We start from the raw sequence: 24,821 nt of genomic DNA on the forward strand, positions 1-24,821 counted from the left end.
GGTGCGTACGCTGCCGCCATGCGTGAGGAGATTGAGCTTGTCGTCGCCGGGAACGAGGCGAGCGACCTGTTGCCCGTGCACGACGCGACGCTGTTGGCTGCGCACGGCGCGAGCCAGGGGTTCTGGACGGTCCTCGACGAGGGCCCGGTCGAGGACTGCCTGGCGCTGCTGCTGCAACGCCCCGACGGCTCGTGGACGGCCCACCACCAGTCGTGCGACGCCGGCGCCGAGATCGGCCGCACCGAGGACGGCGAGGCGTTGGCGCACCATGACGGGCACGTCTACGTCATCGGTTCGCACTTCGGCTCGAAGCGGGGTCCGCTGCGGCCGCGACGGGCGTTCGTGGCCCGCTTCCCGGAGGCCGCCGCAGCGTCCGGCCCGGCGCCCCTGGAGATCGTGCGGAACAAGTTCCGGCTCCACCGGATCATCAACGAGGCCCTGGCTGGCGTCCCGCTGACGCAGCCTGGGGAACTGGTCAGCGAGCGGTTCATCGCCGCCACGAGAGCCCGTGGCGCGGCGCGCGGCAAGGCGTGGACGTCGCGGCTCGCTGTGGGTGATGTTCCGGTCAACGTGGAGGGCGCCGCTTTCACCCCGGCCGGAACGCTGCTGCTGGGACTGCGGTTCCCGGTCGCCGCCGACGGGTCGCCGCTGCTGGTGGAGCTGGCCGACGTGCCGGCGATGTTCGGGCCGGCGCGGTCCTGGCCGACGGTGGTCGGCGTGCACGTTCTCACGGGGGCGACCGGGCCTGGTGAGCTGACCGGTGTCCGGGCGTTGTCGGCACGTCCGGACGGCGCCTACGACGCGGTGGTCGGCTCGATCGACGCCCTCGGCAAGGAGTCCGCTGTGTTGGATGACCACCCTGCCGGCGGTGAGATCACCTCGCGCCATGTGCGCTTCCGGCTGCCCGGGTCCCTCGTCTCCCCGCCACCGGCCCGATCCGGCTGCGGGGCGGCCGTCCCGGAGCGGAGGTGGCCACTCGTGCTCCCGGTGGAGCGGATCGCCGACCTGGCGCCGTTACACCACGTCGAGGGGCTGGCCGAGACCAATGGCGTCCGTCATTACGTCACGGACGAGGACCACCGCATCACCCTGTTCCACACCTGACCGACCATGGCTGGACCCGCTGGACCCCGCTGGGCCGGGCGGGTCAGCGGCGGGCGGGGCGGGCGGGCTCCGGCAGGGCGACGTCGAGCGGGTGGGTCAGCTCGTCGAACTCGCGGTCGACCGTCTCGGTGGCGACCGGGCGTCGGTGACCGCGGCGGGGGCGCGGCGCCACCACGGTCTGTTCGGCGGCGGCCGCGTTGAGCTTGGACGCGGTGGTGAAGACGAAGGTCCGGTACGACCAGAAACGGAAGACGGTGCCGAGGCCCACGCCGAGGGCCTTGGCGGCGTTGATCGCCAGAACCCCGGTGAGTCCGAGGCCGTACTTGGCCAGGCCGAGGACGAGCAGCTCGATCGCCAGCCCGCTGACGTTGAAGAAAGCGAACAGCAGGAACTCGCGCCGGACCTGGGCCCGCGGACGGTCGGAGTACGTCCAGCGGCGGTTCATGACGTAGGACGTCACGGTCGCCACGGCGGTGGCGGCGACGTTCGCCTTCAGCTGGCCGTCGGCGAAGACGGTCAGGATGAGCGCGTTGAAGACGGCGAAGTTGACGCCGGTGTTGACCAGTCCGACGGTCAGGAAGCGCAGCGCCTCGGGGGCGATCCCACGCACGCGCGCGGGTAGCAACCGGGTGAGCTGGGCAGGACGCATTCGGCCACCTTACGGCAGGACGGCAGCCCGGCGTGGCGGCCGTCGGGGAGTGCTAACTAGGTCACCCTCAGTAGTTGTTTTCGGCGGACGCGGCGGCGACCTGTGGCATTTGCGCCTCGACGAAGACGAACCGCCGGTATGACCAGAACCGGAACAGCGTGCCCGCGCCGGTGCCGACGATGTTGGCTGCCACGAAATTGGCCAGCGGAGTCTGGAAGACCGGCCAGATGGGCCCGAGGCCGTAGTAACTCAGCCCCAGCGCCGCCACGGCGATCCCCAGCCCGATGACGTTGAACAGGAAGTACAGGCCGTACTCGCGGGCGAGCCCGGAGCGTTCCCGGTGCGCCCAGGTCCAGAAGCGGTTCCCGAGGAACGCCAGGGTCGCCGAGACCGCCGTGGAGAGGGTCTTGGCGGTCAGCGGCTCCATCCGGTTGCTGAGAAGGATCGCGAACAGCGCCGAGTCGACGGCGAAGGCGCTGATCCCGACGATCCCGAACTTGCCCATCTCGTGGGCCAGGTGCTCGACCCGCGCCCAGAGCATCCGGGCCAAGGCGAACGGCCCCCGACGACGGTCCAACCCAGGTAGGTCTGAGCCATCGGGGGGAAGTTGGTCAACGGCGGCGCGCATCGCCACCACGGTACCTGTCCTGTCTGAGGTTCGGCTGAGACGCCTCCGCGACGCCGCGGGGCAGCCCGCAGGCGACCTCGGTCAGCTCGCCGTGCAACCGCCGGCAGGCCGGGCAGGTGGCGAGGTGGGTGGCGACCTTGGACCGCTCCCGGTGGGCCAGCCCGCCGCGCACGTAACTGCCGAGCTGTCGGGCCATCTCGTGCCGGGGAGCGTCGGCCAGGTGCTCCTGGAGGTAGATTTCCCGGAGCCGCTCCCGGGCCCGGTGGGCGAGAACCGAGACGCCGTTGGGGGTCAGCCCCAGTTGCTCGGCGATGTCGGTGGGGCGCTCGCCCCGTACCTCGGTGTGCCAGAGCACGGTGCGCCAGCGCTCGGGCAGTTTTCCGAAGGCGCGGGCGGCGTAGGAGCGGTCGAGCGCGGCGACGGTCGGGTCCTGGAACGGCTCGCCGTGTTCGTACCGGGTGAGGTCGTCGGTCAGCACCAGCCGCGCCTCGGCGCCGGCGCGGGTGATCCGCAGGTGCCGCAGGGTGGTGAGCAGGTACGGAAGGAGGGACCGGTCCGGTCCGTGGCCGCGCCGGAGGGCGGCGAGCACCCGGACGAACGTCTCGGCGACGAGGTCGTCGGCTTCGGCGCGGTCGCGGGCGAGGCTGAGGGCGGCCCGACGGGCGGCGGCGAGGTGCCGTCGGTAGAGCTTGCCGTAGGCGCTGGTGTGGCCGGCGCGGACGGCCGCGAGCAGCTCGGGCTCGTCCTGTGGCGGTGTTGGTCCTGGTGGTCGTTCGGGGTTGTCGGGCGATTGCGCGGGGGCCATGCCGCCTCCAGTCGGGGGAGGGTGGGGCGGGACAGAGCGGTACGTCTTCCAGATGGGGGATTTTAGGTGATTATTCCGTTTTGTAGAAGTGCTACATCTGGGGGCCTTGCCGGGTCTCGTCGTGCTCCGCTGGCTCTCCGGCCAACAGGGTCCCGGACCGAAAGAATTCTGCTGAATCGACCACGATGCGCGCAGGTGTCCGTGGGAGCGCTCCCATAAACGTCTGAATGCATGATCACCCCCGCTTGTGCACTTGTTCACAAGCGCCCAGGCTGCCGTTCACCCCAGGTGGGTTTACGCTGAGCCCAACTCCTGAAACTGCCTGGCCACGCGCGGGTTGACCGCGCCGCCGGACGGCGCTCAGCGGCTCGGCCGTCCCGCCCCGGGACCGGCGTCGCGGCTGGCCCCTGACCGGACCAGGCCGTCACCGGGAGCGCAGCGCCGATCATCGAGGAGATCCTTCATGAGTGCTCCGACCACCGTTCGCGGGCTTGAGGACGCGCCCACGTCCCACGCCGCACTGCTGTCCTGGGTGCGCGAGGTCGCCGCGCTCACCACGCCCGACCGCGTGGTCTGGTGCGACGGATCCGACGCCGAGTGGACCCAGCTCACCGACGAGCTCGTCGACGCCGGCGTCCTCGTGCGCCTCAACCCGGAGAAGAAGAAGAACTCGTTCTGGTGCCGCACCGACCCTTCGGACGTCGCCCGGGTCGAGGAGCGCACCTTCATCTGCTCCAACGACGAGGCCGACGCCGGTCCCACCAACAACTGGATGGCCCCGGCGGAGATGAAGCAGCTCATGACCGGGCTGTACCGGGGCTCGATGCGCGGTCGGGCCATGTACGTCATTCCATTCTGCATGGGCCCCCTCACCGCCGAGAACCCGATGTTCGGCGTCGAGATCACCGACTCGCCGTACGTCGTCGTCTCGATGAAGGTCATGACCCGGATGGGCGCCCAGGTGCTGGAGCGGATGGGCGACGACGCCCAGTTCGTGCCCGCGCTGCACTCGATCGGCGCCCCGCTGGCGCCGGGCGAGGCCGACTCGGCGTGGCCGTGCAACACCGAGAAGTACATCTCGCACTTCCCGGAGACCCGCGAGATCTGGTCCTACGGCTCCGCGTACGGCGGCAACGCCCTGCTCGGCAAGAAGTGCTACTCGCTGCGGATCGCGTCCACCATGGGCCGGGACGAGGGCTGGCTCGCCGAGCACATGCTCATCCTCAAGCTCACCTCGCCGCTGGGCGAGGTCAAGCACATCGCGGCGGCGTTCCCGTCGGCCTGTGGCAAGACCAACCTCGCCATGCTGGAGCCGACCATCCCGGGCTGGAAGGTCGAGACCCTCGGCGACGACATCGCCTGGATGCGCTTCGGCGACGACGGCCGGCTGTACGCGGTCAACCCGGAGTTCGGCCTGTTCGGCGTCGCGCCGGGCACCGACTGGACGACCAACCCGAACGCCATGCGCACCCTGGAACAGGGCAACTCCATCTTCACCAACGTCGCCCTGACCGACGACGGCGACATCTGGTGGGAGGGCATGGGCGAGCCGCCCGCGCACCTCGTCGACTGGAAGGGCCGCGACTGGACGCCCGGCAACGGCGAGCTGTCCAGCCACCCGAACTCGCGCTTCTGCACCCCGATCGAACAGTGCCCGATCCTGGCGCCCGAGTACGACGACCCCAGAGGCGTGCCGATCGACGCGATCCTGTTCGGCGGCCGTCGCAAGACGACGATCCCGCTGGTGAGCGAGGCCCGCGACTGGGTTCACGGCGTGTTCCAGGGCGCGACCCTGTCGTCGGAGACCACCGCCGCGGCCGTCGGGCAGGTCGGCGTCGTCCGCCGCGACCCGATGGCGATGCTGCCGTTCATCGGCTACAACGCCGGCGACTACTTCCGGCACTGGATCGAGATGGGCAAGGGCGCCGGGGCCGGCGCGGGCGACGCCGCGAAGCTGCCGAAGGTGTTCTACGTCAACTGGTTCCGGCGCGGTGACCAGGGCCAGTTCCTGTGGCCCGGTTTCGGCGAGAACTCCCGTGTCCTCAAGTGGGTGGTGGAGCGGCTTGAGGGCCGCGCCGGCGCCGTCGAGACGGCCGTCGGTCTGGTCCCGACCGCCGCCGACCTCGACCTGGACGGCCTGGACGTCACCGAGGCCGACATCGAGGCCGCGCTGCGGGTCGACGACGAAGAGTGGAAGGCCGAGATCCCGCAGATCACCGAGTGGTTCGACAAGTTCGGCGACAAGCTCCCCGCCGTCCTCTGGGCCGAGCTGGACGCCCTGAAAGCGCGTGTCGGCGTCAAGTGACGCGTTCACTCTGAAACACCGCTCGGATGGCCCGCCACGATCGATGTGGCGGGCCATCCGCCGTTTGGCGATAGTCCATTCTGGGTTATATGCGCAGATCGTCGGGCTAGCCTGACCGCATGACCACTCCGGTCGCCCGGCAGACGATGTCGCGGCACGCGCTCGCCGTCGCTGTCGCTGTCGCCACGCTGGTCGCGGTCAACCTTGTCGCATGGGCCGGTCCCCGGCACAGCGTGATCGTAGTCGGCCCGCTGTCCGCCGCAGCGCTGGTCGTCCTCGCCAGGAGGGCCGGGCTTTCCTGGGCGGAGCTGGGCCTGGGCCGGCGCGGCCTGCGTGCCGGCGCCGTCGCGGGCGCGGCGGCAGTCGCGATCGTCGCCGTCGGCTATCTCGCCGCCGCGGCGCTGCCGGCCACCCGCACGGCCTTCCTGGACGAGCGGTACCAGCTGTCGGTGGGCGCCGCCGCCCTCACCGCGTTCGTGATCATCCCGCTGGCCACGGTGCTGCCGGAGGAGATCGCCTTCCGGGGGGTGCTGTGGGGCCTCGTCGCCCGTGCCTGCGGACCCGTCTGGGCGACCGGGACGACGTCCGCGTTGTTCGGCCTCTGGCACGTGTTGCCGTCGCTGCGGCTGCACCAGGCTAACGCCGCGGTCGCCACCGTGACCGGCGGCGGCCGGGCGGCCGCGGTAGTCGGCGCGGTCCTGTTCACCGGGCTCGCCGGGGTTGTGCTCGCCGAGCTGCGACGGCGTACCGGAAGCCTGCTCGCCCCGATCGGACTGCACTGGGCCACCAACGGGCTCGGTGTCCTCATGACGGCCGCCCTCGGGGGCCGGTCGTGACCACTGCGGAAGGACACCAGGCCATGGCCGAGCCAGGGGACCCGAAGACCGACGACGCCCCCGCCGACCAGTCCGCCGGGACCTCTCGCCGCCGGTGGCCGCGGTCGCTGCGGTACGACCTCGTCGGTCTGGCGTTCGCCGCGACGTTCTTCTGTCTCTCGGTGACCCCGTCGCTGCTGCCGCGTGGCCCGCTGCTCCAGGGGCTGATCAGCGGAATCGCCGCCGCCATCGGCTACGGCGTGGGACTGCTGCTGCTGTGGGCGATCCGTCGGCTCTCCGGACGCGACCTGGCGCGCGAGCATTCCCGCCGTGCGTGGGCGGCGCTGGGGACGGTGGGCGGTCTGGCGATCCTCGTCTTCCTCGCCCTCGGGTCGGGCTGGCAGCGCGAGGTCCACCAACTGGTCCAGCTCGACCCGCCGGAGCGTGCCAGCTTCACCCTGGTGCTCCTGCTCGCCGCGCTCATGTTCGCCGGCCTGGTCGGCCTCGGCCGGCTGATCCGCCGCACCGCCCACTGGCTGGGCCGCCACCTTGGCCGCTGGATTCCCGCGCCGGCGGCACGCCTCACCAGCGTGGTGGTGACGGCGGCGCTCGCGTTCGGACTGCTCAACGGCGTCCTCATCGACGGGTTCTTCAGCGCCGCCGACAACGCCTTCGGAGCCGTCAACGAGGAGACCGAGCCCGGCGTCGCCGCGCCGCCCGAGCCCACCCGCTCCGGCGGCCCGGAATCGCTGGTGGCCTGGAAGTCGCTGGGCAACCAGGGACGGACCTTCGTCGCGGGCGGACCCACCCAGTCGCAGCTACAGACCTTCGGCGGCGCGCCGCCGAAGGCGCCGATCAGGGTCTACACCGGCCTGGACTCCGCGCCGACGGCCAGCGAGCGGGCCGCCCTGGCGGTGCGGGAGCTGACCCGGACCGGCGCGTTCACCCGCCGCGTGCTCTGCGTGATCACCACCACCGGCACCGGCTGGGTCAACTCCCTGGGCGTCGACCCGTTGGAGTACCTGTACAACGGCGACACCGCCCTGGTCGGCATGCAGTACTCCTACCTGCCGAGCTGGATCTCGTTCCTGGTCGACAAGGAGCGCGCCCGGGACGCCGGCCGGGAGTTGTTCCACCAGGTGTACGCCGTCTGGTCGAAGCTGCCGCCGGGGCAGCGACCGAAGCTGCTGGTGTTCGGCGAGAGCCTGGGCTCGTTCGGGGCCGAGTCGGCCTTCGGCAGCAGCGACGACATGAGCGTGCGCACCGACGGGATGCTGCTGGTCGGGCCGCCGGAGCGCAACACGCTCAAGGAGGAGTTCGCCGACGGGCGTGACCCGGGCACGACCGAGATCCTGCCCACCTACGAGCAGGGCGCCACCGTCCGGTTCGCCCGGGTCCCCGGGGATCTGGACCAGCCGGCCGGCGCCTGGGGCCCGACCCGGGTGGTCTATCTACAGCACCCGTCCGACCCGATCGTCTGGTGGGGCCCCGGGCTCATGCTCCGCCAGCCCGACTGGCTCACGGAGCCGCGCGGCGTCGACGTGTCGCCGAGCATGCGCTGGTACCCGTTCGTGACGTTCTGGCAGGTGTCGGCGGACATGGCGTTCTCCACCGGCGTCCCGGACGGTTTCGGCCACAACTACGGAACCGCCAGCGCCGAGGCGTGGACCAGGATCGCCCCGCCGCCCGGCTGGACGCCGCAACGCACCGCCGCGCTCGTCGCGGTAATCGGGTGAGCCGCCCACCCACGCCCGTGGGACCACCGAGCGCGATCGTGGCCGCGACGCATCGCTACCCTGAACGGCGATGAGACTGCGTGATCTGATCTACACGCGCCTGGTGTACCCCGCGTACGAGCGGCGGCTGGCCGGCAAACTGACCCGGGCGGCCGTTCCCGCCCACATCGGCGTCATCGTCGACGGCAACCGCCGGTGGGCCAAGGAGATGGGGTACGTCGACCCCAACGACGGGCACCGGGTCGGCGCGGAGCGGATCAAGGAGCTGCTGCGCTGGTGCGACCAGGCCGGCGTCGGGCATGTGACGTTCTGGCTGCTCTCCACCGACAACCTCAACCGGGCCGCCGCCGAGCTGGACCCGTTGCTCCAGATCATCGAGGATCTGGCCGTCGAGCTGGCCGAGGACGGCAACCCGTGGCGGCTGCGGGTCGTCGGCGCGCTCGACCTGCTGCCGACCCCGCACGCCGACGCCCTACGTGCCGCCGCCGGACGGACCGCCGAGCGTCGCGGCGCCGCCGAGGTGAACCTGGCCGTCGGCTACGGCGGGCGGCGGGAGATCGCCGACGCCGTCCGGTCGCTGCTGTACGAGCACGCCCGCGCCGGCGGCACCCTGGAGGAGCTGGCCGAGGCGCTGGACCCGGAGCACATCGCCGAGCACCTCTACACCCGCGGTCAGCCGGACCCCGATCTGGTCATCCGCACCAGCGGGGAGCAGCGGCTCTCCGGTTTCCTGCTGTGGCAGTCGGCGCACTCGGAGTTCTACTTCTGCGACATCAACTGGCCCGAGTTCCGGCACATCGACTTCCTGCGCGCGCTGCGCTCGTACGCCCGCCGGCACCGCCGCTTCGGCGCCTGACCGCGCCCTGACAACCCGTTGCAGCTTGAGCGCAGCCGTTACCGCTCAGCGGCGGCGCAGGTCAGCGGCCAGGTCATCGAGCAGGCTGATCAGGGCCGGCGGGCTGCTGACGGTGAGGTCGGCGGCGTCGGTGAGTTCGGCGCCGGTCTCCGGGTTCGCGACCGCCACCCGTAACGCCGCGAACGACGGGTCGGCGGCGGACCGCTCGTCGAGCGCCTGGAACGCCCGCAGGTCCGCGACGTCGTCCCCGCAGAACCAGGCGGCGCTCGCGTCGCCGAGGGCGGCCCGCACCACGTCGCCCTTGTCGTAGGCGATCGGCGGCTTCAGCTCCATGACCATCCGGCCGGGCTGGCAGCGCAGCCCCAGCTCATTGGCCCGGCCGCGGCCCCAACTGGTGATCCGGTCAGCCAGACCGGGCGTCGTCCGGTAGTGCAGCGCCACCGACAGACCCTTGGCCTCGACCTGCGCCGGGGGCATCATCTCGGCCGCCCGGGCGGCGACGTCGGCGATGACCGGGCGCCACCGCTCCGCCTCCGGGTGGGTGTGTCGGCGGCCGTCCCGGAAGCTCTCCAGCCCGTACAGACCGTAGAGGTCGACGAGGCCGCCGAACTGGTCGTGCAGGAATCGCACCGGCCTGGCGGACACGATGGCGACCCGGCCGACGAGTTCGTTGAGCCTGGTCAACGCCGCGATGGCGCCGGCGACCGGACGCACCCGCGCGGGGTCCGCCGCGATGGCGGCCAGGGTGCCGTCGAAGTCGAAGAAGAGCCGGGCGCCGCGGGGGTCGTCCCGCAGGGCGGTCCAGCCGCGGGGGAGGACAGCGCGCTGACCGGGGATGGCCCCGCCCGCGACGGTCTGGCCAGGAGCGACACGTCCGGGGTGGGCGCAGGACGCGGATCGGGGGTCGGTGAGCAGTGCGCCTCGGGGGAGGGCTGGCGGCATGCGCAGCAGCCTACCGTCGTGTCGGCTGCCGGCTGCGGTCGGTCGACACGATCAACTGCGCCCGTCCGGGTCTGGTCTGGGTCGGCCGCGACCGGCTAGCGTTGCCGATATGGATCGGGGTCTTCCCGAGCCACCGGCTTCCCGTTTGTGACGCGGGGCCTGCGCCCGTCGGCGTGCCCTGGGAGCCGGTTGCTGCGGCGATGGGCGGCGGGGGCGCGCCGCCCGGCGAAGTGGTGGCGACGTGACTGACATCCGGACGATCGTTCTCGACACCTCGGTCCTGCTCTCCGACCCCGGCGCGTTCCGGCGCTTCGCCGAGCACGCGGTGGTCGTCCCGCTCGTGGTCATCAGCGAGTTGGAGGGTAAGCGCCACCACCCCGAACTCGGCTGGTTCGCCCGCGAGTCCCTGCGGATGTTCGACGACCTGCGGATCAAGCACGGCCGGCTGGACGAGCCGTTGCCGGTCAACGACGTCGGCGGCACCTTGCGGGTGGAGCTGAACCACACCGAGCCGTCGTTGCTGCCGCAGGGTTTCCGTAACGACAGCAACGACTCGCGCATCCTGTCGGTGGCGATGGGTCTGGCGGCCACCGGGCACGACGTCACTCTCATCACCAAGGATATGCCGCTGCGGGTCAAGGCTGCGTCGGTAGGGCTGCACACCGACGAGTACCGCCACGGCCAGGCGATGGACGCGACCTGGACGGGCATGGCCGAGTGGCAGCTGGCAGAGGAGCAGCTCAACGAGCTGTACTCGGAGGGTGTCCTGCACCCGGCGGAGATGGGCGCCAAGGTGATCGCGGACCTGCCCAACCACACCGGCCTGGTGCTGCACTCCTCGCGTGGCTCTGGGCTGGGGCGGATGCGTCCGGACCGGACGGTGCGTCTGGTGCGCGGCGACCGGGAGGCGTTCGGGCTGCACGGTCGCTCGGCGGAGCAGCGGATCGCGTTGGACCTGCTTCTGGACGATGCGATCGGCATCGTCTCGCTGGGCGGTCGCGCCGGCACCGGCAAGTCGGCGCTGGCGCTGTGCGCCGGTCTCGAGCAGACGATGGAGCGCGGCAAGCACAAGAAGGTCGTGGTGTTCCGGCCGCTGTACGCCGTCGGCGGGCAGGAGCTGGGTTACCTGCCGGGCAGCGAGAGCGAGAAAATGTCGCCGTGGGCCCAGGCCGTCTTCGATACGCTCGGGTCGGTGGTGCACGACAACGTCATGGACGAGGTCATGTCGCGTGGGTTGCTTGAGGTCCTGCCGCTGACCCACATCCGGGGCCGCAGCCTGCACGACGCGTTCGTCATCGTCGACGAGGCGCAGTCGTTGGAGCGGGGCGTGCTGCTGACGGTGCTGTCCCGGATCGGGGCGAACTCGCGGGTGGTGCTCACCCATGACGTGGCCCAGCGGGACAATCTGCGGGTCGGTCGGCATGACGGGGTGTCTTCGGTGATCGAGGCGCTCAAGGGCCATCCGATCTTCGCGCACGTGACGTTGACCCGGTCGGAGCGCTCTCCGATCGCCGAGGTCGTGACCGATCTGTTGGAGGACATCCCGCGCTAACGTGACACTCGGCCAGCCTTTACAGTGGCTTATGTCCGTATTTGGCCGTCCGGACATCCTAGAACGGGCTCAACAGGGGCTGGTGACTCGGGGACTGATCGGCGAGGGTTGGCCAGCGAGCGTTCGCGGCGGCGGTTAGTATCACCGTCGTCTATGCGAAGTGCTCGACCCCCGTCCCCGACGAAGGGATCCTTGTGAGCCTGCTGTGGAGCCGCCTTTCGGCGCGGCTGCTCTCGGTCGCCATTCTTGCTGGAGCGCTGGTGGGGGGCTTCTACCTCACCCGGGACCGGGACGAGCAAGGCCAGCAGGACGCGGCCGCCATCGCCTACGAGCGGCAGCTTGTCGAGCGGCAGCTGCTGGACCAGCGGGCGGCGGCGATCGCGCACGATGTCTCCCGCCAGCGCACCGCTCAGGTCAACGTGGCCCGCAAGGCACAGGCCGCGGCCCGCGCGGCCGACGCGGCGGCGAAGAAGGCGGCGGCGGCGAAGGCGGCGGCCCGTAAGAAGGCAGCGGTCAGTGGCAGGCCGGTTCCGTTCGTGGGTCCGATCCCGGACTCCTGCGACGAGTACGGCGGCAACCGGGCGATCGGCTGTGCCCTGCTGCTGAAGAAGGGCTTCGGCCTCGACCAGATGCCCTGCCTGGACAAGCTCTTCGCCAAGGAGAGCGGCTGGAACCACCGGGCCCGCAACAACAGCTCCGGCGCCTACGGAATCCCGCAGGCCCTGCCGGGCGACAAGATGGCGTCCGAGGGCGCCGACTGGCGCAACAGCCCGGCCACCCAGATCAGGTGGGGACTCGGCTACATCAAGGGTCGCTATGACACCCCGTGCGGGGCGTGGGCCCACTCCAAGCGCACCGGCTGGTACTGACCACAGCTACCCGGTGGCAGGCCGCCCCGGATGTCAGGGCTTGTCCGCGCCTCGGTCGATCGCCAGTTGCGCGGCGGCCGCGGCGGCGGCGATGTTGCGTTGCATTCCGCCGAACACCATGCCGTGGAATGGCGCGATGACCCACCAGTACGCCCGGCCGCCCAGGCCCCGCGGATAGTAGATGGCGCGCTGCCGGAACACGGTGCGACCGCCCGCGTCGGCGTCGACGATGAGCTCCAGCCACGCCTTGCCCGGTAGCCGCATCTCGGCGCGTAGCCGCAGCAGCCGCTGGACTTCCAGCGCCTCGACCCGCCACCAGTCCAGCGCGTCACCGACGGCCAGCTGGTACCGGCGCCGGCGGCCGCGTCGCAGGCCCGGCCCGCCGAAGAGCTTGTCGATGACCCCGCGGGCCACCCAGCCCAACTGCCAGGAGTACCAGCCGTTGTTGCCGCCAATGCCCTCGATCACCGCCCACAGCGCCTGCGGCGTGGCGCGCACCACGCTGGAACGTTCGTCGACGTAGATGTCCCCGCCGGCCCACTGCGGATCTTCGGGCAGCGGCTCGGCGCTGTGGTCGCCGACCGCCGAGTAGTAGGTGGTGGCCACGTCCTCGTCGCGGACCTTCTGCAACGCCAGCCGGACGGCCGCGTCGAAGTCCAACAGGCCCTCGGGCGGGTCCGGAACGAACCCGCGGATGTCGTCCTCGTCGCAGACCACCTCGTGGACCAGCGACTCCACCAACGGCCGGGCCAGGCCCGACGGCACCGGCGTGACCAGGCCCACCCAGCGGCTGGCCAACCGTGGGGTGAGCACCGGCAGCGGGTAGATCCGTCGTCTCGGCAGTCCGGCCACGGCCGCGTACCGCTGCATCATCTGCCGGTAGGTGAGCACCTGCCGGCCACCGATGTCGAAGGCCCGGCTCACCTCCGCGGGCATCGTCGCGGCGCCGACGAGGTAGCGGAGCACGTCGCGGACCGCGATCGGCTGGATACGGTTCTCCACCCAACGCGGGGTGACCATGAGGGGCAGTCGTTCGGTGAGGTACCGCATCATCTCGAACGAGGCGCTGCCCGAGCCGAGAATGACCGCCGCCTGCAGGACCGTGGTCGGGACGCCGCTGGCGAGCAGCACCCGCCCGACCTCCCGCCGGGACCGCAGGTGCGGCGACAACGGCCCGCGCGGGTAGAGCCCGCCCAGGTAGACGATCCGGCTGACCCCGGCCTCTCGGGCGGCCGTGGCGAACACCTCCGCGTTGTGGCGGTCCATCGCCTCGAACTGCCGACCCGCCCCGAGCGAGTGGATGAGGTAGTAGGCGACGCCGACGCCCCGCATCGCCGCCGCCACGGACGCGGCGTCCTCGACGTCAGCCCGGACCACCTCGACCTCGTCGCTCCAGGCCCGGTCGGCCAGGTGCGTCGGCTGGCGGGCCATGGCCCGGACCCGGTGTCCTGCCGTGAGCAGCTCCGGGATGAGCCGGCCGCCGATGTAGCCGGTCGCCCCGGTCACCAGCGTCACGGGATGTCGTGGTTCGCTCATCTGGCGTCCGGCGGCCCGCTGGCCGGCTGCTGGTCCGACCCGGCGGCGGGGTCGGGAGAGCGCGGTGTGCCGTGAAGTCGGCGGCGGGCGACGATGGTCGCGACGAGCACAGCAACGGCTGCCAGCACGGCCGTGGTAGCCACCACAGTCGAGCGTGGCTCGTCGGTCGAGCGACCCACCGCGATCCAGGCCAGACCCCACGCGATCGCCGCAGCCGTCGCCAGCCGTCCGTCCAGCACCCACGCCAGGAACGCGCCGAGCGCGGTCACGGCGACCAGCACGGCGACGGCGATGACCTGGCTGCCCACATCGGGTTCGCCGGGCGCCGGTCCGTCGGCGCTCATCACGGCGGCGATGTTCGCGCAAACGGCCACGCACACCCAGCCCAGGTAGGCGCCGAAGGTGCCGTCCACGATGACCTCCTCGCCCTCCCCGGCCCCGGGGTGGCGGGTCAGCTCCCGGACCAGGAGCCCGAGAACGATAACCAGCGCGAGGATGACCACCACGCTGAGCAGGAGCCACCCCCGCTGGGTCACCAGGATCCAGGCGGCGTTGAGCAGCATCGACGCCGCCGCCAACCATCCGGTCCGCCGGTGCCGGGTGGACGACGCCACCGCCGGCCGCCACTGCCACAGCACGTAGGCGCCGAGGCCCAGGTAGATCAGCGACCAGATCGAGAACGCCGGCCCCGCCGGGGCGAGCAGGGTGGCGTTGTCGGCGAAGGCGCCGCCGGCGCTCGCCTCCACGGGGGTGCCGATGACGCCGAACCCCACCAGCGTCCCCGTCACGCAGAGCAGACCGCTGACGGTGACGCCGACCTGACGCAGACGGTCCGCCCGGGTGACCCGGGCGGACCGTCCTGCTCCGTTCTCACGGAATGACGAAGGAGTCATCGGCGGCCGGCGAGCGCCCGGTAGCCGATGAGGATCAGGATCGCACCGAGGATCGCGGCGACCCAGGTGCTGATGTCGAAGAAGCCGTCAACCGGGTCGACGCCGAACATGGCCGCGCCCAGGAACCCTCCGAGCAGCGCGCCCACGATGCCCAGCACCATGGTGATGAGCAGCCCGCCCGGGTCGCTGCCCGGCAGCAGCTGCTTCGCGATCAGGCCAGCGACCAGACCAAGGATGATCCAAGCCAGAATTCCCATTTTCAAATCTCCTCGGGGGAGCGTCTGGGCCCAGCCTTTCCGGGCCACATCAGCGCACCGGTGAAATGCCCTCTGATCGATTTCCTAAACCTGTCGGCCGCGCTGTCGCCACCGCCACCGCGACCAGCGCCAACGCCGCGCCGACGAGGGTCGACAGGTCCGGGGCGCCGGCGCCGCCGGGCGCCACGTAGTCGACGACCACCGAGCCGGTGATCTGACCGGCGATGCTGGCGAGCCCGAGCAGCAACACCCCGGTGAGGCGGACGACCGTGGCGGCCACGGCGATGAACAGCACGCCCAGGACGCCGCCGGTGTAGAGCCACGGCTCGGCCGGCAACGGGCCGAACGGGCCACGGAGGGCGACGTCGACGGCCAGGGCCAGCGCCAGACCCACCGTGCCGGTGGCGAAGTTCAGCAGCGTCGTCGTCAGGACGCTGCCGGTGGCCTGCCGGACCAGCCCGTTCATCGCCGTCTGCCAGCCGATGAGGAAGCCGGCCACCGCCGGCATGAGGGCCAGCAGCGCTGACGTCCCGGCCAAGGTCAGTCCGCCGGCGGCCACCGCCACCGCCACGACTGACAGCGCCGCGCCGGCGATCCGCGGCCAGGTCAGCTCGTGGCGTCCGGTGGGGCCGAGCCCCAGTCGGTCGACGGCCAGGCCGCCGACCGACTGTCCGGCGACCGACGCGACGGTGAACACCGCCACCCCGAGCGCTCCGGCGGCAATGCCCTGGCTGACGACGAAGAACGCTCCGCAGAGCCCGCCGAGGCCCTGCCACCAACGCAGCCGACCGCTGGACATCGCCTCGCGCAGCCGGCCCACCCCCGCCCGGCCGATCGGCGTGGCCGCCGTCAGCGCGGCCACCAGGATCAGCCCCACGCCGAAGGACACGGCGGCGGCGGCGATGCCGTCGCCCAGCCGTGTCCCCAGCTCGCCGTTGACCCGGGCTTGTACGGCCGAGCCCCCGCCGGCCAACGCGGCGAGCGCCACGCCGGTGGCCCGTGACCGGGCCTGGCGTGGCGCTCGTGCGGATTCGGTTGAGCGACTCAGCTCACGCGCCTTCGACCCGGCTGGCGAAGTCGACGGCCGAGTACCGGCTGAGCTTCTCCAGCCGGTGGTAGGAGTCGATGACCCGGATCGTGCCGCTCTTGGAACGCATGACGATCGACTGGGTGTAGGCGCCGCCGGCCCGGTAGCGGACGCCCTTGAGGAGGTCGCCGGAGGTGACTCCGGTGGCGACGAAGAACATGTTGTCGCCCTTGACCAGGTCGGTGGTGGTGAGGACGCGGTCGAGTTCGTGCCCGGCGGCGACGGCCCTCGCCCGCTCCGCGTCGTCCTGCGGCCACAGCTTGGCCTGCATCGCGCCGCCCATGCACCTGAGGGCCACCGCGGTGACGATGCCCTCCGGGGTGCCGCCGATGCCCATGAGCACGTCCACCTCGGACTGCTCCCGGGCGGCGCTGATCGCCCCGGCGATGTCGCCGTCGCTGATGAACCGCACCCGGGCGCCGGTCTCCCGGACCTGGCGGACCAGGTCGGTGTGCCGGGAACGCTCCAGGACACAGACGTTGACGTCCGACACGTCACTGTTCTTGACCTTGGCGATGCGGCGGAGGTTCTCCTTGACGCCGGCGTCGATCTCGATGACGTCGGCGCAGTCCGGGCCGACGACCAGCTTCTCCATGTAGAAGACCGCGCTCGGGTCGTACATCGCGCCGCGTTCGGCGACGGCCAGCACCGCGAGGGCGTTCGGCATGCCCTTGCTCATCAGGGTGGTGCCGTCGATCGGGTCGACGGCCACGTCGACCTCGGGACCGGTGCCGTCGCCGACCTGCTCGCCGTTGTAGAGCATCGGGGCGTTGTCCTTCTCGCCCTCGCCGATGACGACCGTTCCCCGCATCGGGATCGAGTTGATCAGCTTGCGCATGGCGTCGACCGCGGCGCCGTCGCCGCCTTCCTTGTCGCCTCGGCCGACCCACCGGCCGGCCGCCATGGCGGCGGCCTCGGTGACCCTGACCAGGTCAAGGGCGAGATTGCGGTCGAGTTCCTGGGGCGTACGGCTGGTCATGCAGCTCCTCCTCGCGGGCGCGCGCGGGGGCGGTGACGCGCCGGGTGCGCGCATGGTCATCCGGCCCCTCGATCCTGGCATGCGCGGGGGCCGGTTGGCCGGGCGGGGCGCTGATCGGCGACGATGGTCACGTGCCCGTTGACCCCACCGCCGTTCCGCCGTCCGGCGCCGTGTCCGCGCCGGCCTCCCGGCGCCCCCGGGACATGGCCCTGTCGCTGGTCGCGCTGCTCGTTCCCATCGCGATCATGGCTGGCGTCTACCGGCTGGCGCAGGGCGGCGACAGGCCGATCACCGTCGATGTGGCCGCTGTCTTCGCGCAGGTCCGGGCCGCCGGGGACTTCCCGGCCGCCGAACCGCGCCGGTTGCCCGACGACTGGGCGCCGATCAGCGCCAACTACGCCCCCGGAGACGGGCAGGCCATGCTGCGGGTCGGCTACGTCGGGCCGTCCGGCGCCGGCTACCAGCTCATCGAGAGCGACCGGCCGGCGGACCAGCTGCTGGCCGCGGAGCTGGGCGCCACCCGCCCCGCCGGCCCGGTCGTCATCGACGGACGCCCCTGGCAGCAGTACCCGGGCCGCGCTGGCGAGACGGCGCTGGCCCTGCTCACGCCCGAACGTACGGTGCTGGTCATCGGGACGGGCCCGGCTGCTGAGCTGAGGTCCCTGGCCGCGTCCCTGGGCTGACCGCGCGCGCTGACGCGAGGCGCTCGCGCGCCCCGTCCAGCCAGGCCTGGCAGACGTCGGCCAGGCGCTCGCCGCGCTCCCATAAGGCCAGCGACTCCTCCAGCGTGCCGGCTCCGGACTCCAGCCTTTCGACGACGGTGACCAGCTCCGCTCGGGCCTGCTCGTAGCTCAGCGCGGCGTCGCCAGTGTCAGGTGCGCGGTCGGCTCGGGTCATGCCGAGCAGGTTACGGCAGCCTGGCGCCGGCGGGCGGTCAGGCGGCGGCCCGGTCGGCCGCCGGCAGGTTGATCCGCTCGGCGACGTCGCGCGCCAGCTCGTCCTGCTCGATCCGGTCGTCATCCTGCTTCACCTCGACCCGCGCCGCCTGCCAGGCCGACCAGTGGCCGGAGACCAGCGCCCACAGTGACAGCGCCGAGACGAACACGACGCTGTTGAGCCAGCCGGTGAGGTAACTGATCGGGATCATGACGATCCAGAAGACGGTGAGCCACCCGTTCACCCTGCGCATGAAGACTGGATCGCCCTGAACCGACGCCCACAGCGACTTGACCACCGACATGTGTTCCTCCTCGGAGTTGAAGCGCCTCAATACCCAATCCCCGGCACTTCTAAGCGCCACTGTGGAGTGATATGGGTGGTGTCACACGAGGTGTGCGGAAGCGGATGGCCGGGCATAACGGGGCCAGCGAACGAACACATTCCACAAGGGGGTTGGGCATCATGACGACGAACTCTTTCGACGCCTGGAACTACCGTCAGGACTCCGGCTACGCGGCCGGCAGCCTTGACCTTGTCGGTTACAGCGTCGAGGCGGCCGACGGGAGTATCGGCAAGATCGATGAGGCCAGCGCCGAGGTCAGCTCCAGCTATCTGGTGGTTGATACCGGTCCCTGGATTTTCGGCAAGAAGGTCATGCTGCCAGCGGGCGTGGTCACCCGGGTGGACGCCCAGGAGGAAAAGGTCTATGTCACCCGCACCAAGGACGAGATCAAGGACGCTCCGGAGTACGACGACGAGCGCCGTGACGACATGACCTACCGCGACAAGCTCGGCTCCTACTACGGGGGAACCGGTTACACCGTCTGACCTCGCTTGACCCGAAGTTCCCCCGCCAGCGCCCGCTGGCGGGGGAACTTCGCATATCTGGGAGGGCGCGGCCAGGTTTAACGGCGGTATACCGCGGAATAGTGTTGCTATGAGCATGTCGACGTTACCGATCGCCCTACCGGACCTCGCAGGGTCGGAGACCGTCAACAGTGACGAGCTGCAGCCCTGGCCCGCCCCTGAGACGGAGCCCTCTTTCGACTTCGAGGCCGAGTGGGATTACTACGCCGCCCGAGAGGGCCAGTAGCCCAGTCAGGAGTCGGCGGGCCGGACCGCGACGGCGGCGGTCAGCTCACCGTCCGCCAGGGTGATCCGCAGCCGCTCACCGGCGCGGACCTGTCCGGCGGCCCTGACCACCTGCCCGTCGTCACGGCGCACCACGGCGTAGCCGCGGTCCAGGGTCGACTGGGGCGACAACGCCCGCAGTCGCGCCAGAGTGTGGCGTAGCTCGTCGTCGCCGGAGCTGAGCCGGTGCTCCAGGCAGCGGCTGGCACGCTGGCGCAGCGCCGTGGCCTCGCCGGCCCGCTGGTCGATCATGAGCTGGGGTCGGGCCAGCGCCGGACGTGAGCGCACGCCCACGAGACGTTGCTCCTCGCGGGTGAGGAGGCCGTCGACAGCGCGGTCGAGGCGCTCGCGGGCTGCCGCGATCCGTTGGGCCTCCTCGGTCAGGTCCGGGGTGATCCGCTTCGCCGCGTCGGTGGGCGTGGAGGCGCGGACGTCCGCCACGTAGTCGATCAGCGGGGCGTCGGTCTCATGGCCGATGGCGCTGACGACCGGGGTGCGGCAGGCGAATACCGCCCGGCACAACGCCTCGTCCGAGAAGGCCAGCAGATCTTCGGTCGACCCGCCGCCGCGGGCCAGCACGATAACCTCGACCCTGTCGTCGGCATCCAGGGCCCGGAGCGCGTCGATGATCTGGGCGACCGCGCCGACGCCCTGGACGGCGACGTTAACGGTCCGGAACTCCACCGCTGGCCAGCGGCGCCGGGCGTTGTCGAGCACGTCGCGTTCGGCGGCGCTGGCCCGTCCGGTGATGAGCCCGATCCGGCTGGGCAGGAACGGCAACCGGCGTTTGCGTTCGCGCGCGAAAAGCCCCTCGGCGTCCAGCAGCTTCTTCAGCTTCTCGATCCTGGCCAGCAGTTCGCCGACGCCGACCTGGCGGATCTCGTCGGCGCGCAGGCTGAAGCTGCCTCGGCCGGGGAACAACTCGGGTTTGGCGTGTACGACGACCCGGGCCCCGTCGACCAGTTCGGGCGCTCCGCGGTCGAGCACGTCCCGGCTGGTGGTGACGGTGAGCGACAGGTCGGCGGCCGGGTCTCGCAGCGTGAGGAAGACGGTGGTCGCGCCGGGGCGTCTGTTGATCTGGGCCACCTGGCCGTCGACCCAGACCCAGCCGAGCCGGGCGATCCATGCCTGGACCTTCTGGGTGACCTGCCGGACCGGCCACGGCGCGTCGGCCGTGCTCGCCGGCTCGCGCCGCTCCTCGCTCATCGGGTCAGCGTACGGGCGCCGGTATGACGATCTTGGCCGGCGGGAGGGGGGTGGGCGGCGCGTACGATGGTCCGGTGACCGAGGCCTCGCGTAACCCCGCTTCCGAACCGTCGGGCGCCAGCCTGTCAGCCCCCGCGGCCAAGCGGGTGCTGCTGGCCCGTCCCCGTGGCTACTGCGCCGGGGTCGACCGGGCCGTCATCACCGTCGAGGAGGCGCTCAAGCTCTACGGGGCGCCCGTCTACGTCCGCAAACAGATCGTGCACAACAAGCACGTGGTGGCCACCCTCGAAGCCAAGGGCGCGATCTTCGTCGAGGAGAACGCGGAGGTTCCGGCGGGGGCGACGGTCGTCTTCTCCGCGCACGGGGTGGCGCCGGAGGTGCACGAGCAGGCCCGGCAGCGCCGGCTCCGGGCCATCGACGCCACCTGCCCGTTGGTGACCAAGGTCCATCACGAGGCCAGGCGGTTCGCCGCCGACGACTACGACATCCTGCTCATCGGCCACGAGGGCCACGAGGAGGTCATCGGGACGGCCGGTGAGGCGCCCGCGCACATCCAGCTCGTTGACGGTCCGGACGACGTCGACAAGGTCAATGTCCGGGACCCGGAGAAGGTGGTTTGGCTGTCGCAGACCACGCTGTCGGTCGACGAGACGATGGAGACCGTGGCGCGGCTCAAGGAACGGTTGCCGTTGTTGCAGTCCCCGCCCAGCGACGACATCTGCTACGCCACCCAGAACCGTCAGCAGGCGGTCAAGGAGATCGCCGCCGACTGCGACGTCATGATTGTTGTTGGTTCGCGTAACTCATCCAACTCTGTCCGGTTGGTCGAGGTGGCCCTCGACGCCGGCTCCCGGGCCTCCCACCTCGTCGACTACGCCCACGAGATCGAGGACGCCTGGCTCGACGGCGCCACCTCGGTCGGGCTCACCTCCGGCGCCAGCGTCCCCGAGGACCTGGTCAGCGAGGTCCTCGACCACCTCGCCGCCCGGGGTTTCACCGACGTCACCGAGGTCACCAGCGCCACCGAGAAGTTGACCTTCGCGCTGCCGCAGGAGCTTCGTCGGGACATGAAGGCCGCCGCCGGCGGCTGATGCCGGCCGGGTGCGATCCGGATCGCCCGCTCAGCTCACGGCCGGCGACGCCGATGGACCCTCGTGCGGACATGGACCTGGTTGCGATGCCACCGGTGGTCGGCGTGCGCGATGGCCACGCTGGTCGCCATGCTGTGCACGTTGTTGGCGCTCGGCGCCGGGGCGATGCTCGCCCAGGGCCAGCGGCAGGCGGCCATCCAACAGCTTGACCGCCGCGCCGTCGTCGCCGCCGGCGCCGTCGCCGCCGAGGGCGGCCGGTACATCGACAGCCTCCGGCTCGTCGCGGCCGCGGTCGGCGGCGACCCCGCCCCCACCAGAAGCAGGTTCGGCGCCATCGTCGCGCCGCTGGCCGCGATGCGGCTGGCTGGCGCCACCTCCATCGCCTACCTGGTCCCGGCGACGACCGCCCAGATCCCGGCCACGCAGGCGCTGTGGCGTTCGCGCCAGAGCGCTGATCTGGTTCTCAACCCGGCGCCCGGGTTGGACGAGCACATCTTCTCGGTGCTCTCCGTGCCGCTCGACGGCGGTGTCCCCAGGACGGGCATCGACGCGGCGCGGGCGCCGGCGCCGGCCCAGGCGCTGCGGGAGGCGCGACGGACCGGGCAGCCGGCCATCTCCGCCCCCTATCAGTTGATCATCGACGAGAACCTGCCGCCGGACCAGCGGCAACTGTCGTTCAGCCTCACTGTCCCGGTGTTCGGCCCCGCCGCCGATGACGGCAGGCGACCGTTCCGCGGCTGGGTGATCATGGGCCTACGCGGCAAGGACTTCATCGCCGGAACGCTCACCACCGCCTCCCAGGGCCTGGTGGACGTCACTCTCAGCGCCGCCGACGCCGCCCCGGTGGCCAGTCTGCGCGCCGCCGCCACCGGTCGGCGGGACCTGGTCCGACGGGTCAGCGTGACCATCGCCGACAAGCAGTGGCAGCTCACCGCCGCTGCTGCCGGTCGGCGGCTGCCCGGAGGCAGCACCGGGCTGCCCACCGTCGTCATGATCGGCGGGGTCGTGGTCGGCCTGCTGCTCGGCGGACTGGTGTGGCTGCTGGCCACCGGCCGAGACCGGGCGCAGACCCAGGTCGATGCCGCCACCGCCGACCTGGCCGAGGCCGAGGCCGACGCCAGGGCGCAGGCCGAGCTGTTCAGCGCGATCCTCGAAAGCGTCTCCGACGGCGTCGGCGTGGTCGACGGCGACGGCGAGTTCGTCGTCCACAACCCAGCGGCGCGTAAGATCCTCGGGCTCGACGTCGACCTGGGCGACCCCGACAGCTGGTCCGACTACTACGGGCTCTTCCTGCCGGACGGCAAGACCCCCTTCCCGACCGAGCGACTGCCCCTCGTGCGGGCGCTGCGCGGCGAGCCCAGTGACCACGTCGAGATGGTGATCCGCAACGAAGCCCAGCCGGCCGGCGTTCCGGTGACCGTCTCCGGCCGGCCGCTGGGCGGGGGACGGCCGGGCGCGGTCGCCGTGTTCCACGACATCAGCGAGCAGAAGGCAGTCCAGGCCAGGCTGGATCGCACCATCGCGGAGCTGACTGAACGTGAGGCTGATCTACAGGCCTTCGCGGGCGTCGTCGCGCACGACCTCAAGGCGCCGCTGACCACCATGGCCGGGTACGCCGAGCTCCTGGAGGACCTCACCAACGCCTGGGAGCCGGAGACGCTGGCCACCGCCATCGCCCGGATCACCGGCGGGGTGCAGCGGATGCGGCAACTCATCGACGACCTGCTCGCCTACGCCACCGCTCGCGACGGCCAGATCGCCCCGCGACCAGTGGACCTTCAGGCGCTGGCGGCCGAGGTCCTCGCCGACCGGGTAGCCGCGACCGGTGACCCACGGGGCGCTCCCGCGATCTTCGTCGGCGATCTGCCGCCGGTGGCCGCCGACCCGGCCATGGCCCGGCAGCTGTTGGAGAACCTTCTCGGCAACGCGCTCAAGTTCACCCAGCCCGGCCAGCCGGCCAGGATCGACATCACCGGCAGCCGGTCGGCTGACGGCGTGGTGACGATCGAGGTCGCCGACCGTGGCATCGGCATCCCCACTGAACAGCAGCCGAAGGTGTTCACCGCCTTCCACCGGGCGGATCGTCGTACCTACGAGGGCACCGGTCTGGGGCTGGCGATCTGCAAGCGGATCGTCGAACGCCACGGCGGGACGATCGTGGCCGGCGACAACCCCGGCGGCGGCGCCAGGATCACGTTCACGCTGCCCGGGGCGCGCCAACGCGCATCCGAGCAGCGGCAGGTCAGCGCTGCGCCGGCGGCAGCGGGTCGCTGAGCAGCTCCGGGGCCTGCGGCTGCCGGGGCGCCAGCTCCAGCTGCGGCGGCACGGCCAACTCCTCGGCCGACACACCCAGATCGGCGAGCTTGCGGGCGCTGACCAGCACCCGTGACTCCAGGGACCCCACCGCCCGGTTATAGGCGGAGACCGCCCCGCCCAGCGAGCTGCCCAACTTCCCGACATGATCGCCCAGGGTGCCGAGCCGCCCGTACAGCTCCCGGGCCAGCGCGTGCACCTGGGCGGCGTTCGCCGCCAACGCCTCCTGACGCCACGAGTACGCGACGGTGCGTAGCAGCGCCATCAGCGTCGCCGGGGTGGCCAGCACCACGTCCCGGGCGAACGCGTGCTCCAACAGGCTCGGATCGCGTTGCAGCGCGGCGTCCAGGAACGGGTCCGCCGGCACGAACAGGACCACGAACTCCGGCGCCGGCGCGAAGGCCGCCCAGTAGGACTTGGCGCCGAGCGCGTCGACATGACCACGCAGGTGGCGGGCATGGGCATCAAGGTGGCGGTTGCGGGTCGGCTCGTCCTTGGCCTCCATCGCGGACAGGTAACCGTCGAACGGGGCCTTGGCGTCCACCACCACCGACCGCCCCCCGTGGAGGGTGACCACCAGGTCCGGACGAACGGCGGCGTCGTCCGTCGCCCCGGTGACCTGCTCGCCGAAGTCGCAATGCTCCAGCATGCCGGCGGCCTCGATGATGCGCCGCAGCTGGTGCTCGCCCCACCGCCCCCGCACCTGCGGAGCGCGCAGCGCGGACACCAGCTGCCGGGTCTCGGTCCGCAGCTCCCCGGACACCTCGTTCATCGCGCGCACCTGTTCCCGCAGCTCCGAGTAGGAGGAGACCCGGTCCCGCTCCAACTCGACCACCCGCTGCTCGTATCGGCGCAGGCTCTCCTGCAACGGGGCGACAGCGTGCGCCAGCGTCTGCTGGGACTGGCTGCTGGCCTCGTAGGACAACGCCCGCAGCGATTGCTCCAGCCGCGCCTCGCCCTGGTCACGGGTGGTCAACACCGCGCGCAGCTCAGCCAGCTGGGTGGCGCTGCGCTGTCGGCCCGCCAACCAGCCCAACGCGACGCCGACACCCAGACACACCAACACGACCACAACAGTGGAAAGGCTCACGGCTTCACCCTGCCAGGTCGTCCGACATCGACACGTGT

General features: G+C 71.5%; 24 protein-coding genes. 11 read left to right on the forward strand and 13 right to left on the reverse strand.

The genetic code is table 11. The features are described 5' to 3' along the window. Positions 1-18 precede the first annotated feature (18 nt). Positions 19-1,104: a hypothetical protein gene (locus tag ABD287_RS04425; protein ID WP_344168642.1), complete on the forward strand. Its 1,086-nt coding sequence runs from the start codon at positions 19-21 to the stop codon at positions 1,102-1,104. 43 nt (positions 1,105-1,147) lie between these two features. On the opposite strand, the gene ABD287_RS04430 is transcribed toward ABD287_RS04425, so the two are convergent. From ABD287_RS04430 to ABD287_RS04440, 3 genes are all read right to left on the reverse strand, one after another. Next, positions 1,148-1,753 carry a GtrA family protein gene (locus ABD287_RS04430; protein WP_344168645.1) on the reverse strand — a complete coding sequence of 202 codons (606 nt, stop codon included), beginning with the start codon at positions 1,751-1,753 and terminating at the stop codon, positions 1,148-1,150. Between the two features lie 67 nt (positions 1,754-1,820). Beyond that, a complete protein-coding gene (locus ABD287_RS04435) occupies positions 1,821-2,381 on the reverse strand; it encodes a GtrA family protein (protein ID WP_425565498.1) in 561 nt (186 codons plus the stop codon). After that, positions 2,365-3,186, reverse strand: coding sequence for a sigma-70 family RNA polymerase sigma factor (locus ABD287_RS04440; RefSeq protein ID WP_344168648.1), 822 nt, complete (start codon positions 3,184-3,186; stop codon positions 2,365-2,367). Before ABD287_RS04440 ends, ABD287_RS04435 begins: the two co-directional genes overlap by 17 nt. Positions 3,187-3,649: 463 nt before the next feature. Between ABD287_RS04440 and ABD287_RS04445 the strand changes: the two genes are divergently transcribed. The 4 genes from ABD287_RS04445 (at position 3,650) to ABD287_RS04460 (ending at position 8,898) form a co-directional block, all read left to right on the forward strand. Beyond that, on the forward strand, positions 3,650-5,491 hold the full coding sequence (locus tag ABD287_RS04445; protein ID WP_344168650.1) for a phosphoenolpyruvate carboxykinase (GTP): 1,842 nt from the start codon (positions 3,650-3,652) through the stop codon (positions 5,489-5,491). Between the two features lie 119 nt (positions 5,492-5,610). Beyond that, a complete protein-coding gene (locus tag ABD287_RS04450; protein WP_344168653.1) occupies positions 5,611-6,327 on the forward strand; it encodes a CPBP family intramembrane glutamic endopeptidase in 717 nt (238 codons plus the stop codon). Continuing rightward, positions 6,324-8,042, forward strand: a complete 1,719-nt coding sequence (locus ABD287_RS04455; RefSeq protein WP_344168656.1) for an alpha/beta hydrolase — start codon at positions 6,324-6,326, stop codon at positions 8,040-8,042. The genes ABD287_RS04450 and ABD287_RS04455 overlap by 4 nt, the downstream gene beginning before the upstream one ends. A 70-nt stretch (positions 8,043-8,112) precedes the next feature. Then, the gene (locus ABD287_RS04460) at positions 8,113-8,898 is read left to right on the forward strand and encodes an isoprenyl transferase (protein ID WP_344168659.1); all 786 of its coding nucleotides are present in this window, start codon (positions 8,113-8,115) and stop codon (positions 8,896-8,898) included. A gap of 45 nt (positions 8,899-8,943) precedes the next feature. On the opposite strand, the gene otsB is transcribed toward ABD287_RS04460, so the two are convergent. Next, complete coding sequence (otsB, locus tag ABD287_RS04465; protein ID WP_344168662.1) at positions 8,944-9,840, reverse strand: trehalose-phosphatase; 897 nt, start codon at positions 9,838-9,840, stop codon at positions 8,944-8,946. A 241-nt stretch (positions 9,841-10,081) separates the two neighbouring features. Between otsB and phoH2 the strand changes: the two genes are divergently transcribed. Beyond that, complete coding sequence (phoH2, locus tag ABD287_RS04470) at positions 10,082-11,392, forward strand: RNA 5'-3' helicase PhoH2 (protein ID WP_344168665.1); 1,311 nt, start codon at positions 10,082-10,084, stop codon at positions 11,390-11,392. Positions 11,393-11,586: 194 nt separating this feature from the next. Further along, positions 11,587-12,261: an aggregation-promoting factor C-terminal-like domain-containing protein gene (locus ABD287_RS04475; RefSeq protein WP_344168668.1), complete on the forward strand. Its 675-nt coding sequence runs from the start codon at positions 11,587-11,589 to the stop codon at positions 12,259-12,261. 33 nt (positions 12,262-12,294) lie between these two features. Here the strand turns inward: ABD287_RS04475 and ABD287_RS04480 are convergent, their stop codons facing one another. From ABD287_RS04480 to glpX, 5 genes are read right to left on the reverse strand one after another with little or no spacing between them, the layout of a single operon-like run. Continuing rightward, the gene (locus ABD287_RS04480) at positions 12,295-13,797 is read right to left on the reverse strand and encodes an SDR family oxidoreductase (protein ID WP_344168671.1); all 1,503 of its coding nucleotides are present in this window, start codon (positions 13,795-13,797) and stop codon (positions 12,295-12,297) included. After that, positions 13,794-14,690, reverse strand: a complete 897-nt coding sequence (locus tag ABD287_RS04485; RefSeq protein ID WP_344168674.1) for a tryptophan-rich sensory protein — start codon at positions 14,688-14,690, stop codon at positions 13,794-13,796. Before ABD287_RS04485 ends, ABD287_RS04480 begins: the two co-directional genes overlap by 4 nt. Then, entirely contained in the window at positions 14,687-14,947 is a 261-nt protein-coding gene (locus tag ABD287_RS04490; protein ID WP_344168676.1) for a GlsB/YeaQ/YmgE family stress response membrane protein, read from the reverse strand. Before ABD287_RS04490 ends, ABD287_RS04485 begins: the two co-directional genes overlap by 4 nt. Before the next feature lie 49 nt (positions 14,948-14,996). Beyond that, the gene (locus tag ABD287_RS04495; RefSeq protein ID WP_425565504.1) at positions 14,997-15,995 is read right to left on the reverse strand and encodes a DMT family transporter; all 999 of its coding nucleotides are present in this window, start codon (positions 15,993-15,995) and stop codon (positions 14,997-14,999) included. A gap of 1 nt (position 15,996) precedes the next feature. Beyond that, on the reverse strand, positions 15,997-17,013 hold the full coding sequence (gene glpX / locus ABD287_RS04500; RefSeq protein WP_344168682.1) for a class II fructose-bisphosphatase: 1,017 nt from the start codon (positions 17,011-17,013) through the stop codon (positions 15,997-15,999). A 131-nt stretch (positions 17,014-17,144) separates the two neighbouring features. On the opposite strand from glpX, the gene ABD287_RS04505 reads away from it, so the two are divergent. Continuing rightward, positions 17,145-17,696: a DUF4245 domain-containing protein gene (locus ABD287_RS04505; protein WP_344168685.1), complete on the forward strand. Its 552-nt coding sequence runs from the start codon at positions 17,145-17,147 to the stop codon at positions 17,694-17,696. Here the strand turns inward: ABD287_RS04505 and ABD287_RS04510 are convergent. Further along, a complete protein-coding gene (locus ABD287_RS04510) occupies positions 17,641-17,910 on the reverse strand; it encodes an exodeoxyribonuclease VII small subunit (protein ID WP_344168688.1) in 270 nt (89 codons plus the stop codon). The genes ABD287_RS04505 and ABD287_RS04510 overlap by 56 nt on opposite strands. A gap of 37 nt (positions 17,911-17,947) precedes the next feature. After that, positions 17,948-18,253 (reverse strand): hypothetical protein, encoded by a 306-nt coding sequence (locus tag ABD287_RS04515; RefSeq protein ID WP_344168691.1) that lies wholly within the window; start codon positions 18,251-18,253, stop codon positions 17,948-17,950. A 161-nt stretch (positions 18,254-18,414) separates the two neighbouring features. On the opposite strand from ABD287_RS04515, the gene ABD287_RS04520 reads away from it, so the two are divergent. After that, positions 18,415-18,780 (forward strand): PRC-barrel domain-containing protein, encoded by a 366-nt coding sequence (locus ABD287_RS04520; protein WP_344168694.1) that lies wholly within the window; start codon positions 18,415-18,417, stop codon positions 18,778-18,780. Between the two features lie 270 nt (positions 18,781-19,050). Here the strand turns inward: ABD287_RS04520 and xseA are convergent, their stop codons facing one another. Further along, entirely contained in the window at positions 19,051-20,289 is a 1,239-nt protein-coding gene (gene xseA, locus ABD287_RS04525) for an exodeoxyribonuclease VII large subunit (protein WP_344168697.1), read from the reverse strand. A 23-nt stretch (positions 20,290-20,312) separates the two neighbouring features. Between xseA and ABD287_RS04530 the strand changes: the two genes are divergently transcribed. Together ABD287_RS04530 and ABD287_RS04535 are read left to right on the forward strand one after the other, a co-directional pair. After that, a complete protein-coding gene (locus ABD287_RS04530; RefSeq protein ID WP_425565499.1) occupies positions 20,313-21,380 on the forward strand; it encodes a 4-hydroxy-3-methylbut-2-enyl diphosphate reductase in 1,068 nt (355 codons plus the stop codon). A 111-nt stretch (positions 21,381-21,491) separates the two neighbouring features. Then, positions 21,492-23,654, forward strand: a complete 2,163-nt coding sequence (locus tag ABD287_RS04535) for an ATP-binding protein (RefSeq protein ID WP_344168700.1) — start codon at positions 21,492-21,494, stop codon at positions 23,652-23,654. On the opposite strand, the gene ABD287_RS04540 is transcribed toward ABD287_RS04535, so the two are convergent. Further along, a complete protein-coding gene (locus ABD287_RS04540; RefSeq protein WP_344168703.1) occupies positions 23,623-24,783 on the reverse strand; it encodes a DNA recombination protein RmuC in 1,161 nt (386 codons plus the stop codon). The two genes, ABD287_RS04535 and ABD287_RS04540, sit on opposite strands and share 32 nt — an antisense overlap. Between the last annotated feature and the right edge of the window lie 38 nt (positions 24,784-24,821).

The sequence above is a fragment of the Pilimelia columellifera subsp. columellifera genome (assembly GCF_039532605.1).
GTDB lineage: Bacteria > Actinomycetota > Actinomycetes > Mycobacteriales > Micromonosporaceae > Pilimelia > Pilimelia columellifera.